Origin of the sequence: Sinorhizobium sp. 6-70 (genome assembly GCF_030124375.1) — a bacterium.
Taxonomy (GTDB): Bacteria; Pseudomonadota; Alphaproteobacteria; order Rhizobiales; family Rhizobiaceae; genus Sinorhizobium.
The window spans coordinates 143,576-157,329 of sequence record NZ_JASKLS010000007.1 but is presented as its reverse complement, the minus strand read 5'-3'; the positions used below and the strand labels follow the sequence as shown (position 1 = coordinate 157,329).

Annotated in this window: 11 protein-coding genes; 6 read left to right on the top strand and 5 right to left on the bottom strand. The window is 64.2% G+C overall.

Annotated features, from left to right (window positions below; all coding sequences use genetic code 11):
- Nucleotide 1: 1 nt before the first annotated feature.
- From QN222_RS15855 to QN222_RS15835, 5 genes are all read left to right on the top strand, one after another.
- Nucleotides 2-1,510 (top strand): GMC family oxidoreductase, encoded by a 1,509-nt coding sequence (locus QN222_RS15855; protein ID WP_283960951.1) that lies wholly within the window; start codon nucleotides 2-4, stop codon nucleotides 1,508-1,510.
- A complete protein-coding gene (locus QN222_RS15850) occupies nucleotides 1,507-2,280 on the top strand; it encodes a 3-ketoacyl-ACP reductase (RefSeq protein ID WP_283960881.1) in 774 nt (257 codons plus the stop codon). The genes QN222_RS15855 and QN222_RS15850 overlap by 4 nt, the downstream gene beginning before the upstream one ends.
- A gap of 102 nt (nucleotides 2,281-2,382) precedes the next feature.
- Entirely contained in the window at nucleotides 2,383-4,038 is a 1,656-nt protein-coding gene (locus QN222_RS15845; protein ID WP_283960882.1) for a GMC family oxidoreductase, read from the top strand.
- 11 nt (nucleotides 4,039-4,049) lie between these two features.
- Nucleotides 4,050-4,367: a Dabb family protein gene (locus QN222_RS15840; RefSeq protein ID WP_283960883.1), complete on the top strand. Its 318-nt coding sequence runs from the start codon at nucleotides 4,050-4,052 to the stop codon at nucleotides 4,365-4,367.
- Nucleotides 4,368-4,371: 4 nt separating this feature from the next.
- Nucleotides 4,372-5,643, top strand: a complete 1,272-nt coding sequence (locus QN222_RS15835) for a glycerate kinase (RefSeq protein ID WP_283960884.1) — start codon at nucleotides 4,372-4,374, stop codon at nucleotides 5,641-5,643.
- Nucleotides 5,644-5,751: 108 nt separating this feature from the next.
- On the opposite strand, the gene QN222_RS15830 is transcribed toward QN222_RS15835, so the two are convergent.
- Entirely contained in the window at nucleotides 5,752-7,089 is a 1,338-nt protein-coding gene (locus QN222_RS15830; RefSeq protein ID WP_283960885.1) for an aspartate aminotransferase family protein, read from the bottom strand.
- Nucleotides 7,090-7,234: 145 nt separating this feature from the next.
- On the opposite strand from QN222_RS15830, the gene QN222_RS15825 reads away from it, so the two are divergent.
- Nucleotides 7,235-7,783 (top strand): cupin domain-containing protein, encoded by a 549-nt coding sequence (locus tag QN222_RS15825; protein ID WP_283960886.1) that lies wholly within the window; start codon nucleotides 7,235-7,237, stop codon nucleotides 7,781-7,783.
- Nucleotides 7,784-7,953: 170 nt separating this feature from the next.
- Here the strand turns inward: QN222_RS15825 and QN222_RS15820 are convergent, their stop codons facing one another.
- The 4 genes from QN222_RS15820 to QN222_RS15805 all read right to left on the bottom strand — a co-directional run bounded on the left by QN222_RS15820 (nucleotide 7,954) and on the right by QN222_RS15805 (nucleotide 13,679).
- Complete coding sequence (locus tag QN222_RS15820) at nucleotides 7,954-9,186, bottom strand: pyridoxal phosphate-dependent aminotransferase (protein WP_283960887.1); 1,233 nt, start codon at nucleotides 9,184-9,186, stop codon at nucleotides 7,954-7,956.
- Between the two features lie 41 nt (nucleotides 9,187-9,227).
- Nucleotides 9,228-10,760 carry an aldehyde dehydrogenase family protein gene (locus QN222_RS15815; RefSeq protein WP_283960888.1) on the bottom strand — a complete coding sequence of 511 codons (1,533 nt, stop codon included), beginning with the start codon at nucleotides 10,758-10,760 and terminating at the stop codon, nucleotides 9,228-9,230.
- 86 nt (nucleotides 10,761-10,846) lie between these two features.
- A complete protein-coding gene (locus QN222_RS15810) occupies nucleotides 10,847-12,268 on the bottom strand; it encodes an FAD-binding oxidoreductase (RefSeq protein ID WP_283960889.1) in 1,422 nt (473 codons plus the stop codon).
- Between the two features lie 10 nt (nucleotides 12,269-12,278).
- Nucleotides 12,279-13,679, bottom strand: coding sequence for a VOC family protein (locus QN222_RS15805; protein ID WP_283960890.1), 1,401 nt, complete (start codon nucleotides 13,677-13,679; stop codon nucleotides 12,279-12,281).
- Between the last annotated feature and the right edge of the window lie 75 nt (nucleotides 13,680-13,754).

The following is a 13,754-nucleotide window of genomic DNA, read 5'->3' as shown; positions in this document are numbered from 1 at the left end:
CATGCGTGCTGAGCCGGATATCGTCATCATCGGGTCGGGGATTGGCGGTGCGACCATCGCGGCGGGCCTCGCCCCGTCGGGGGCCGAGATCCTGATCCTCGAGGCGGGCGTTCACATCGAGGACCGTCCGGAAAACCGTGACCAGCGGGCGATCTTCCAGCGCGGCCATTTCCGGCCGAAGGAGACCTGGTACGAAGCGGGCGGCGTCGGCTTCAACCCCGGCAACTATTACAATGTCGGGGGCAACTCGAAATTCTACGGTGCGGTGCTGACACGCTATCGCCGTGAGGATTTCGAGGAGATGCAGCATCTCGACGGCGTTTCGCCGGCCTGGCCGTTTCCTTACGAAGAGCTGGAGCCCTGGTATTCCAAGGCGGAGGCGCTCTATCAGGTGCGCGGCACGCTTGGAGAGGACCCGACCGAGCCCGCGCACTCGCGCGACTATCCTCATGGTCCGGTGCCGGACGAACCGGCGATCGCCAAGGTTCGCAAGCGCCTGGCGGAGATCGGGCTCAATCCCTATTCGCTGCCGCTCGGCATTGACATCGACCGCTGGCTTGCCAAGGGCAAGACGCCCTGGGACGCGCACCCGAACAGCTTCGACGGCAAGATGGATGCGGAAACGGCGGCACTGACCGTGGCGCTCGAATATCCGAATGTCCGGCTGCAAACCGGTTCGCGCGTGACGCGGCTTGCGACCGCCTCGGACGGCAAGGCGATCGAGACTGTTCACTATGTCAAGGACGGCGAGGAGCGGAGCGTTTCGCCGAGGCTGGTCATCCTCTCTGCCGGGGCCGTGCAATCGGCAGTGCTGTTGTTGCGGTCGGCCGACGGCCGCAATCCCGCAGGGCTCGCGAATCGGTCCGACCAGGTCGGCCGCAATTTCATGAACCACAACTCGAGTGCGGTGATAGCGCTCAGCCCCTGGTACCGCAACGATTCCATCTACCAGAAGACCTTCGGCCTCAACGACTTTTATCTGTCGGACGGGGCGGGCGGGCCGCCGCTCGGCAACATCCAGCTTCTCGGCCGGGTGTCGGGCGCGATCCTGAAGGCGAACATGCCGACGGTGCCGGAATGGCTCCTCAATCAGGTCTCGGCTCGCGGCATAGACTTCTATGCCATGAGCGAGGACCTGCCGTCGCCGGATAGCCGGGTCATGGTCGACGGCGATCGCGTCGTGCTCCAGTGGGTGCGCACCAATTGGCAGGCCCATCTCGATCTCGTTGCCAAATTGAAGGCGGTGCTGCGAAAGGCCGGCTTTCCGGTCGTCCTTGCCCGCGCCTTCGATAAGCGCACACCGTCCCATCAATGCGGCACCGTCAGGATCGGCAAGGACCCGAACGGGTCGCCGCTCGATGTCTATTGCCGCGCCTTCGATCATCCGAACCTCTTCGTCGTCGATGCCGGCTTCCTGCCGACTTCGGCGGCGGTAAACCCGGCGCTGACCGTGGCGGCGCAGGCGCTCCGCGTCGCTGATCACATTGCTAAAGAGGATCTTCGGTCATGACGGAGAAAGCACGTCCCGTCGCGATCGTCACCGGCGGCCGCCGCGGCATCGGCCTCGGCATTGCCCGGGCGCTGGCGGCAGCAGGTTTCGACATCGCCATCACGGGCATCGGTGATGCCGACGGCGTGGCGCCGGTACTCGCAGAGCTCGGCACTTTTGGTGCCCGTGCGATCTTTCTCCAGGCGGATCTCGCGGACCTTGCCACCCACCAGGCAACCGTGGCCGCGGTAACCGAGGCGTTCGGCAAGATCGATTGCCTCGTCAACAATGCCGGAATCGCTTCCGTCGTGCGCGGCGATTTCCTCGATTTGAAATCGGAGAACTTCGACACCATCGTCGGCATCAACCTGCGCGGCACGGTTTTTTTCACCCAGGCAGTGCTGAAGGCGATGCTTCCGACGCAGGCGATAGCGCTCCGCTCGATCATCAACATCACCTCGGTCTCCGCGGCGATGACCTCGCCGGAGCGGCTCGACTACTGCATGAGCAAGGCGGGGCTTGCCGCTTTCAGCCAGGGCCTGGCGCTGAGACTGGCCGAGACCGGTATCTCGGTCTTCGAAGTTCGGCCGGGCATCATTCGCTCGGACATGACCGCGACCGTTTCCGGCAAATACGACACGCTGATTGCCGATGGGCTGGTGCCGATGCGGCGATGGGGAGAGCCCGACGATATCGGCAAGATCGTCGCCGGGCTCGCCGGCGGGCAATTCGGTTTCGCCACGGGCTCGGTCATCCAGGCCGATGGCGGCCTTTCGATCAGCCGTCTTTGAAGCAGCCGGGACGGGGAAATACCTCGCACGAAAGCCTAGCGGAGTTTGGTGCGCCGGTTATTTGGAACGATCCAAATCACAGGCGCTGGAGGAAAACAGCGAATGACATACGACTACATCATCACCGGTGCCGGTCCGGCGGGCTGCGTGCTCGCCAACCGATTGAGCGAGGACCCGACGGTCAAGGTGCTGCTGCTCGAAGCGGGCGGCGGCGACTGGAACCCGTTGTTCCACATGCCAGCCGGCTTCGCCAAGATGACCAAGGGGGTTGCGAGCTGGGGCTGGCACACGGTGCCGCAGAAGCACATGAAGGGCAGGGTACTGCGCTACACCCAGGCGAAGGTGATCGGCGGCGGCTCCTCGATCAATGCGCAGCTCTATACCCGCGGCAACGCCGCCGATTATGATCTCTGGGCGCGCGAAGACGGCTGCAGCGGTTGGGACTACCGAAGCGTGCTGCCCTATTTCAAGCGGGCCGAGGACAATCAGCGCTTTGCCGACGATTATCATTCCTATGGCGGGCCGCTCGGTGTCTCGATGCCGGTCTCGGCGCTGCCGATCTGCGACGCCTATATCCGCGCCGGCCAGGAACTAGGCATTCCCTACAACCACGACTTCAATGGCAAGCAGCAGGCGGGCGTCGGCTTCTATCAGCTAACCCAGCGCAACCGGCGTCGTTCCTCCGCGTCGCTTGCCTATCTCTCGCCAATCAAGGATCGCCGGAACCTGACGGTGCGCACCGGTGCCCGCGTCGCCCGCATCGTGATCGAGGGCCAGCGGGCGGTCGGCGTCGAAGTGGTGACGTCCAAGGGGAACGAAACCATCCGCGCCGACCACGAGGTGCTCGTCACGTCGGGCGCGATCGGATCGCCGAAACTGCTGCTGCAATCCGGTATCGGTCCTGCCGATCATCTGCGCGCGGTCGGCGTCGACGTTCGCCATGATCTGCCTGGCGTCGGCGGCAATCTGCAGGATCATCTTGATCTCTTCGTCATCTCCGAATGCACCGGCGACCACACCTATGACAATGTCGCCAAGCTGCACCGCACGCTCTGGGCGGGCCTGCAATATGTGCTTTTCCGCACCGGCCCCGTTGCCTCCTCGCTCTTCGAGACCGGCGGTTTCTGGTATGCCGATCCCGACGCGCGCTCACCGGACATCCAGTTCCATCTCGGTCTCGGCTCCGGCATCGAGGCCGGCGTCGCGCGCCTCAAGAACGCCGGCGTAACGCTTAATTCCGCCTATCTGCACCCCCGCTCGCGCGGCACTGTCCGGCTTTCCTCCGCTGACCCGGCCGCGGCTCCGCTCATTGATCCGAACTATTGGGAGGATCCGCACGACCGCAGGATGTCGCTCGAAGGGCTGCGGATCGCCCGCGAAATCATGCAGCAGGCCGCGCTGAAGCCCTATGTGCTTGCCGAACGTTTGCCGGGTAACAATATCGGGACGGAAGAGCAGCTCTTCGAATATGGTTGCGCCAATGCCAAGACCGATCACCATCCGGTCGGTACGTGCAAGATGGGTACGGACGAGATGGCGGTGGTCGATCTGGAGCTTAAGGTGCGCGGGCTCGACGGCTTGCGGGTCTGCGACAGTTCGGTGATGCCGCGCGTGCCGTCCTGCAACACCAACGGGCCGACGATCATGATGGGCGAGAAGGGGGCGGATATCATCCGCGGCCTGCCGGCGCTGCCGCCCGCGATCTTCCAGCACGAGCGCAACGACACCCGCGCGCGTGCCCGAGCCGACGTTCGTTAGAGGGACGCCAGATGATTCGACATTGCGTTTTCATCCGCTTCCGTCCAGAGGTGACGAATGCCGAGAGGGAGGCGATCCACGCCGAGATCGCTGCGCTGAGAGACCGCCTGCCGGGCTTTCTCGCCGTGCACATCGGTGTGAATGTCAGCCCGGAAACCGGCATGGACAAAGGGTACGGCGAGGGCTTCATCGCCGATTTCGCCGATGCCGCGGCGCGCGACGCCTATCTCGACGACGCAGAACATCAAAAGACCGGCGCAAAAATCGTTGCGGCGGCGCAAGGCGGCGTACAAGGTGTCTTCGTCTATGATCTCGAACTCCCGGACTGACTCCATGACATCGATCGAGCCGCGCTCCTTCCTGACCGCCCTCTTCGAAGCTGCCGTGCTGGCGGCCGATCCTGAAGCCGCCATTCGTGCCCACCTGCCCGAGAGGCCGAAGGGGCGTACGATCGTCGTCGGCGCCGGCAAGGCCGCAAGCCAGATGGCGGCCGCCTTCGAGCGGCTCTGGGACGCGCCGCTCACGGGTGCCGTCGTCGCCCGCCATGGACCGGTCGAAAAATGCGAGCGCATCAAGGTGCTGCAATCGGCGCATCCGGTGCCGGACGAGGCCGGGCTTGCCGCATCATCCGCGCTTCTCGAACTGGTCGAGGGACTGACGGCGGATGATCTCGTCGTGGCGCTGGTTTCCGGCGGCGGCTCGGCGCTGTTGCCGGCGCCACCAAACGGGCTGACACTCGAAGACGAGATCGCGGTCAACCGGGCGCTGCTCGCCTCCGGAGCGCCGATCTCGGCGATGAATGTTGTCCGAAAACACGTGTCGCGCATCAAGGGCGGCCGGCTCGCACTTGCCGCATCGCCCGCCCGCGTCGTCAGCCTCGTCGTTTCCGACGTGCCAGGCGACAATCCCGCCTTCGTCGCCTCCGGCCCGACGGTGCCGGATCGGTCGAGCCTCGAAGAGGCGCGCGAGATCGTCGCGCGTTACGCCATGGCGCTGCCCGAGCGTGTGATGGGGCATCTCGCGTCGGATGCCGCGCGGGCGCCCGGGCCCGACGACCCCGTTTTTGCTGGCAACGAAGTTCATGTGATCGCCTCGGCGAGCGTCTCGCTGGAGGCGGCAGCGGCGCAGGCGCGGGAACTCGGCATTGAGGCCGTAATCCTCTCGGATGCAATCGAGGGTGAAGCCCGCGACATCGGCCGCATGCATGCGGCGCTTGCGCGCGAGGTGGCGTTGCGAAATCGACCCTTCGCAAAGCCTGTCGTTCTGCTCTCCGGCGGCGAGACGACGGTGACGATTTCCGGCAACAGCTACGGCAAGGGCGGACGCAACAGCGAATTCCTGTTGTCGCTGGCGCTCGACATCGACGGTGTTACCGGCATCGATGCGCTTGCCGCCGACACCGATGGCATCGACGGCTCCGAGGAGAATGCCGGTGCCTTTGCCGACGGGGCGAGTGTCGCCCGGATGCGAGCAGCGGGCGTCGATCCTCGCGCACATCTCGCCCGCCATGATGCCTGGTCGGCCTTTGCGGCGAGCGATGACCTCTTCGTGCCCGGCCCGACCGGGACGAACGTCAACGATTTCAGGGCAATGCTGATACGGTGAGCCGCTTCGACAAAAGCGGATGGGCGCCACATTTGGGACGGCGCGTGAACGCCCCTCCCAACCCCTCCCACCTATGGGAGGGGTCTTATCTCCCGATAATCGGAACCGCTACTTCACCCGCTTTAGCGCGTCCGCGAGTGTCGACACGATCTCGCCGAAATGCTTCTTTTCGGCGATCAGCGGCGGCGAGAAGGCGATGATGTCGCCGGTGACGCGGATAAGCAGGCCCCTTTCGAAGCAATCGACGAAGACGTCATAGGCCCGTGCGCCGGGCGCGCCGTCGCGCGATTTGAGTTCGATGCCGGCGATGAGGCCGATGGTGCGGATGTCGATGACATGCGGCAGACCCTTCAGCGAATGCATCGCTTCGTGCCAGTCTTCCTGCAACTCGGCGGCGCGGGTCATCAGGCCCTCGTCGCGGTAGATGTCGAGCGTCGCGATGCCAGCGGCGCAGGCGGCTGGATGGCCGGAATAGGTGTAGCCGTGGAAAAGCTCGATCTGGCCCTCCGGCCCGTGCATCAACTCGTCGTGCACCTTGCGGCTCGCAAACACCGCGCCCATCGGGATGGCACCGTTGGTGAGGCCCTTGGCGGTGGTGACGAGATCCGGCGTAACGCCGAAATAGTCGGTCGCGAAGGCGGAGCCGAGGCGGCCGAAGCCGGTGATCACTTCGTCGAAGATCAGGAGAATGCCGTGCTTGTCGCAGATCGCGCGCAGCCGCTCGAGATAACCCTTCGGCGGGATCAGCACGCCGGTCGAGCCGGCGACCGGTTCGACGATGCAGGCGGCGATCGTTTCCGCGCCGTGCAGCGCCACCAGCCGTTCGAGATCGTCGGCGAGTTCCGCGCCATGTTCGGGTTGGCCCTTGACGAAGGCGTTCTTCGCCGGGTCATGGGTGTGGCGCAGATGGTCGGAGCCCGGGAGTTGCGGGAAGACGCGGCGGTTGTTGACGATGCCGCCGACGGAGATGCCGCCGAAGCCGACGCCGTGATAGCCGCGCTCGCGGCCGATGAGCCGGGTGCGCGTGCCCTGGCCGATCGAGCGCTGGTAGGCAAGCGCAATCTTCAGCGCCGTGTCGACCGATTCCGAGCCGGAGCCGGTGAAGAACACCCGGTCGAGCTTGGCGCCGGTCGGGCCGGGCGCGATTTCAGCGAGCCGCTCGGCGAAATCGAAGGCGATCGGGTGACCCATCTGGAAGGAGGGGGCGAAATCCATCACCGAGAGCTGGCGCTCGACCGCGGCGGCGATCTGGCGGCGGCCATGGCCGGCATTGACGCACCAGAGGCCGGCGGTGCCGTCGAGGATCGTCCGGCCGTCGACGCTGGTATAGTGCATGCCCTCGGCGCTCGCGAGCAGACGGGGTGCCGCCTTGAACTGGCGGTTGGCGGTGAAGGGCATCCAGTAGCTGTCGAGTACCGGGGCGTTGGGCTTGTTGTGGGCGTCCATGGCATCCTCCTGTCGAGTTCGCGATTGACGCCATGATTTCATTTGCCGAACAAGTCCTTTTCTTCGCTCAGCTAAGCCGTTGTATTTCATAGAAACTGTTTGCTAGAGTTTCGATATTCCGAACAACATCAACACGGAAGCTCAGATGAGTGTCGATATCGGCAACCGGCTCCGCCATGTGCGGCTGATGCACAATCTGTCCCAGCGCGAACTGGCCAAGAGAGCGGGCGTCACGAACTCCACCATTTCGCTGATCGAGTCGAATGCCTCGAACCCGTCGGTCGGCGCCTTGAAGCGCATTCTCGACGGCATTCCGATCGGGCTTGCGGAGTTCTTCTCCTTCGAACCGGAAAAGCCGCGCAAGGCCTTCTACGCGGCGGAGGAGTTGGTGGAGATCGGCAAAGGGCCGATCTCCTATCGCCAGATCGGTGACAATCTCTTCGGCCGCAGCCTGCAGATCCTGAAGGAGTGTTACCAGCCAGGGGCGGACACCGGCAAGGTGCCGCTGGTGCATGAGGGTGAGGAGGGCGGAATCGTGCTTTCCGGGCGCCTGGAGGTCACCGTCGATGACGAGCGGCGCATCCTCGGGCCGGGCGACGCCTACTATTTCGAAAGCCGCCGGCCACATCGCTTTCGCTGTATCGGGCCGGTGTCGTGCGAAGTGATCAGCGCCTGTACGCCGCCGACGTTTTGAGAAGGGGGCGCTGCGGTGAGAATGCCCCTCATCCGGCCTGCCGGCCACCTTCTCCCCGCAAGCGGGGCGAAGGGACTCGCGGCGGCTGGTCAGTTCCCTCTCCCCGCCTGTGCGGGGAGAGGGCTAGGGTGAGGGGCATTTGAGACGAGAAGCAGAGGCGCAGGAGCCTCTCAAGACAGCCGCGCGCAGGCGGCGGCGATGCGCTCCAGCGCTTCCTTGAGCTCCGCTTCCGAGGTCGCATAGGAGATGCGGAAGAAGGGCGAAAGGCCGAAGGCGGAGCCGGGAACGACGGCGACATGGGCGTAGTCGAGCAGATAGGCACAGAAGTCCGTATCGGTTTCGATCGTCTTGCCCGATGGCGTCACCTTGCCGAGCATGCCGGCGCAGCCAGAGAAAGTGTAGAAGGCACCTTCCGGAACACGGCAATCGAGACCTTCGATGCCGTTCAAGCCGCTGACCACGAGGTCTCGGCGGCGCTGAAAGCTCGCGGTGCGCTCCTTCAGGAACTCCTGCGGGCCGGTCAGCGCCGCAACAGAAGCCGCCTGGCTCACCGAGGAGGGGCAGGAGGTCGCCTGGCTCTGCACGACGGCCATTGCCTTGATAAGGTCGCGCGGTCCGCCGGCATAGCCGATCCGCCAGCCGGTCATCGCATAGGCCTTCGACACGCCGTTGACAGTGAGTGTACGGTCCTTTAGCCGAGGCTCGATCTGGGCCGGAGTGACAAAGCGGAAGCCGTCATAGACGATGTGCTCGTACATGTCGTCGACCAGCAGCCAGACGTGAGGATGCTTGAGCAGCACTTCGAGCAGCGGCCGGTAGTCGGCAGCGCTATAGGCGGCACCGGACGGGTTCGAGGGCGAGTTGAGCAACACCCAACGCGTCTTCGGCGTGATCGCCGCCTCGAGTTTTTCAGCGCTCAGGCGAAAACCCGACGATGCATCGCAGGCGATCAGCACCGGCTTGCCTTCGCAGATCTGGACGATGTCCGAATAGGAGGTCCAGTAGGGCGTCGGGATGATCACCTCGTCGCCGGGATCGATCGTCGCCATCATGGCGTTGAAGAGGATCTGCTTGGCGCCGGTCGCAACCGTTATCTCGTCCAGCTCGTAGGCGAGGCCGTTCTCGCGCTGGAACTTTTCGCGGATCGCCTTCTTCAATTCCGGCGTGCCGTCGAGTGCCGTATACTTCGTCTCGCCGCGCTGGATCGCGTCCCAGGCCGCTTGCTTGACGTGGTCCGGCGTGTCGAAGTCCGGCTCGCCGGCACCGAGGATGATTACCGGCTTGCCTTCGCGCTTCATGGCGTTGGCGCGGGCGCCGATCTTCAGGATTTCGGAAACGCCGATCGAGGCGATCCGCGAGGCGGGCAGAAAGCCCGCCTCCTTCACCGTTGGATTGATGGTCATGGCCGATCCCTATTCGATGCCCAATTATTCGATGTCGCGAATTAATCGATATCGAACGAGACGCCCTGCGCCAGCGGCAGAGCCTTCGAATAGTTCACCGTGTTGGTGGCCCGGCGCATATAGGCCTTCCAGGCGTCGGAGCCGGATTCACGGCCGCCGCCGGTTTCCTTCTCGCCGCCGAAAGCACCGCCGATTTCCGCACCGGAAGTGCCGATGTTGACGTTGGCGATGCCGCAATCCGAACCGTCGGCTGCGAGGAAGCGTTCCGATTCCTGCATGTCGCGGGTGAAGATCGACGACGAAAGGCCTGCTGCAACTGCGTTGTGATCGGACAGCGCGGCGTCGAAGTCGCTGTACTTCATGACATAGAGGATCGGCGCGAAGGTCTCTTCGAGAACCGGGCCGGCCTGCTTCGGCATTTCGACGAGTGCCGGCTTCACGTAGTAGCCGTTCTCATGGCCGAGTTCGACGCGTTCGCCGCCGGTGACGGCGCCGCCATGCGACTTGGCTTCAGTAATCGCCTTCTGCATGTTGTCGAAAGCGGCCTTGTCGACGAGCGGGCCGACGAGCGCGGTCGATTCCAGCGGGTTGCCGACGGAGACCGACGTGTAAGCCTTCTTCAGGCGAGGAACCAGCTGGTCGTAGACGCTTTCATGGACGAAGAGGCGGCGCAGCGTCGTGCAGCGCTGGCCGGCGGTGCCCATGGCGCCGAAGGCGATGGCGCGGAGCGCCATGTCGAGATCGGCCGACGGGCAGACGATGCCGGCATTATTGCCGCCGAGTTCGAGGATGGCGCGGGCAAAGCGCTTTGCAAGACGCGGGCCGACTTCGCGGCCCATGCGGGTCGATCCGGTCGCCGAAACGAGCGGCACCTTCGGATGATCGACGAGCACTTCGCCGATCGCGCGGTCGCCGATCAGCACCTGCGACAGGCCTTCCGGCGCATCGCCGAAGCGGGCGAGGGCGCGTTCAAGGATCGCCTGCGATGCAAGCGCGGTGAGCGGCGTCTTTTCCGACGGCTTCCAGACGACGGCGTTACCGCAGACAAGCGCCAGCGCTGCGTTCCAGGACCAGACGGCGACCGGGAAGTTGAAGGCGGAGATGATGCCGACGACGCCGAGCGGATGCCAGGTTTCCATCATGCGGTGGCCCGGGCGTTCGGTGGCGATGGTGAGGCCATAGAGCTGGCGGGAGAGACCGACGGCAAAATCGCAGATGTCGATCATTTCCTGCACTTCGCCCAGGCCTTCCGACGGGATCTTGCCGGCTTCGAGCGAGACCAGACGGCCGAGATCGGCCTTGAAGGCGCGCAGCTCCTCGCCGAGCAGGCGGACGAGCTCGCCGCGCTTCGGCGCCGGCACGAGCCGCCAGGCACGGAAGGCTTCGTTGGCCCGCTCGATCCGGGCAGCGGCCTCGGCGGCAGAAACGGTCTTGAGGCTGGCGATCTGTTCGCCGGTGACGGGGCTAAAGGACGGCATGTCGCCGCCGACATAGAGTTCGCGAGCGACGCCCATCTTGTCGAGGAGGGCGGCGGCCTCCTTGGCGACGTCGACTTTCTTCGTTGCAATGTTCATTTGATCTGACTCCCGTTTTGTCTCATTTATTGGTTACGCGGGATGCGGGCGGAAAACCGCTTCACACTTTTGCTCATCCCGCGGGCTTAACCGAAACGCACGCTGCCGAGTTTTCCCGGCGATGTAAGTGTTTTCAGGCCGCCGGCCATCCGTTTCAGTTTTTCCGGCGTGTAGAAATCGTAGAAGGCCTGGTTCCTCCGGCCGATCGCGTGCTCGGCACTGAAGCTGCCGCCAAATTGCTCCACGGCGACCGTGAAGACCCATTCGCGCAGGCGCTGTTCGAAGCTCGCCTCGGTCAGTAGCGGGCTATCCGTTGCCACGACAAGATTGAAGTGCACGCCGCCGTCGCCGATATGGCCGAAATCGCAAACAGTGACGCCTGGGAATTTCTCCCGCATCTCGACCTTCATATGGTCGCAGAAGGCCATGATATCACCTCGGCGGAACGAAAGATCGAAGGCGATCAACTTGCCGAGATGTTTTACGCCTTCGGGAAGCGCGTGGCGGAGCGCCCAGATCTCATGCGGGGGACCGACGAAGGCGTCTGCGAGCGGCGCCTCTTCCGATTCCCAGATTTCGGCGAGCACGCCTTCGAGAACGGCGTCGAGCGCCTGTTCGCCCTCGCGCGGCGCCCAGGTGCGGGAGATTTCCGCGAGGATCACATAGTCCGGGACATTGCCGCCCTGGAAGGGATTTTTCAGCGACGGCACATGAGCGAAGGTGGCTGCGATCGCGTTCTTCGACATGCCTTCGAAGGCCGAAAGGTAGGCGCCAAGCCGCTCTTCCATCGCGTTCAACAGCGGCAGCACATGGGCGCCGCTTGCAGGAACGAGGAAAGCCGTCGCCGTCTGTTTCGGCACCCGCTCGAGGTTCAGCACGCATTCAGTGACGATGCCGAAGGCGCCGGTGGTCCCGATGAAGATCTGCTTCCAGTCGACGCCGGTATTGTTCTTGCGGAGGTCGCAATCGAGGTCGAGAATCGTGCCGTCCTCGTCGGCGAGCACAACCTTCAGGCCCAGCGTGTTGCGACGCACGTCGCCGTATTTCAGGAAGCGCGAGCCGCCGGTGTTGGTCGCGATCATGCCACCGATGCGCGGATCGGCGCCGAGATCGATCGGGAAGAACAGGTCGTGTTCTTCCAGCCGCCGGTTGAGATCGGAGAGCCGAAAGCCGGCATCGACGCGCACCGAGCGGTTGTCGCTGTCGAGTTCGAACTGCCTCGTCAGCCGATCGAGACTGAGAACGGTCTCGCTGCCCGTATTGTCCGGCGTCGATCCCGACACGACGCCGGTATTGCCGGACTGCGGGATCAGCGCGAGGCCGTTGCGGACGCAATAGGCAAGCGCGGCCGAGACCTCCGCCGTTGTCGACGGGCGCAGCACGACGGCCGCACAGCCCTGGTCGTAGCGCGCGCCGGTCTCGTAGGCTTGCATGTCTTCCGGACGCGTGACGACGCCCTTGTCGCCAAGGATCTTCGTCAACGCGTCGATATGGTGCTCGTCAATCATCGTCAGCGTATCATTCCGCTGCCATCGCCGCCGAGAGCGCCTGAAGGCAGCTTTCAATCGATGCCTGTTCGATACCGGCATAGTGATCGAACTCGTTGAGCACGGCGACGCCGAGGTCGGCCTCGAAGCGCTTCTGGTTCGGGCTTGCCACGAATTCCTGCTGGGCGCCGTCGCCGAGGTTCGACTGGAAGATACCGGCGGCGCTGACCGGAAGGAAGTCCTCGTAGACGATCGGATCGAATTCAACGAGGCTGTCGGCGATCAGCGTATCGAGGTCGCGGCGTCCGGCGAGCTTCGTCCGCCGGCCCCTTTCAGTGAGAGAATAGCTGAAATAGCCAAGCCCCGCTTCACGGATCTCAGCCCAACTGTCGGGGAAGGCCTCGAAGGCCCGGGCAAGGGCTGCTTCGTATTGCATCGCGTTGGAGCCGTCGGCAGCGGGCCGCACGATCTTGCGCGATTCGTCGAGCAGCCGGTCGTAGAGGCTGCGCCCCTTGGGTGTTAGCGCGATGCCGCGCTGTTCGATCTCGCCGAAGCGGGCCGTGTGCGATCCGGCCTTCCAGCCGCCATCTGTGTCGCGGAAGCAGACGGCTTCTTCCAGAGCCTTGAACGATGTCTGGCGCAACAGGATCGCGCACTTGCGCGTCGGCGGGCCCTCGACGACGGCCTTCGGGGCAATGCCGTATTCGGGCATCAGCGCCTGAACCTTGTCGATGTCGAGCGTGCGCGGCGTCAGATGGTTGATGTGCGGTCCCTTGAAGGAAACGACGTCGGCGATCAGCCGGTGCGCGTCGTGCAGGCGCTCGTACATATCGGCACCGACATTGGCCCTGTCATGCCAGCGGAAGGTTTCGAGCACCTCGGCAACGAAACGCTCGGCATCGTCCTTGTCGAGCCCGCCGTCGCGCTCGGCCTTCTCGGTCAGTTCGATCGCGCCGGGGGTGAAGATCCGGCGCTCGCGCAGAATTGCTTCCGCCTCGGCACGCAAGGTCTCGTCGGCAACGAGGTCGAGCCTCAGCAGCGAAGTGAAGACGCGGAACGGATTACGCTTCAACGCGGCGTCGCCGACCGGCCGGAAGGCGGTCGAATGGACCGGCACGCCGGCGGTCGAAAGGTCGTAATAGCCGACCGGATACATGCCCATGACGGCGAAGACGCGGCGCATCATCGAGAGTTCTGCCGGCGTGCCAAGGCGAATCGCCCCGTGGCGCTCCTCCGAGATGCGGTCGAGCGAGTCGGTCGCCTCGAGGCGCCCCTTCAACGTCGCGTCCACCGCCAGCGTATCGGCATTGACCCTCGCCACCAGTTCCATGAGCGTGCCATAGGCCGGAACCTCTTCACGGTACATGAGCGACATGGCGGCAGAGAAAGCCGAGCGGATCTCGTCGGCAGATACGAAACTATTTTCTTTCACTGTGGCTCGCCTCGCGCTAAGGGTGAAGGACAAGGTCATTCTTATTTCTGATCATATCCGAACGACGCAGCCTTG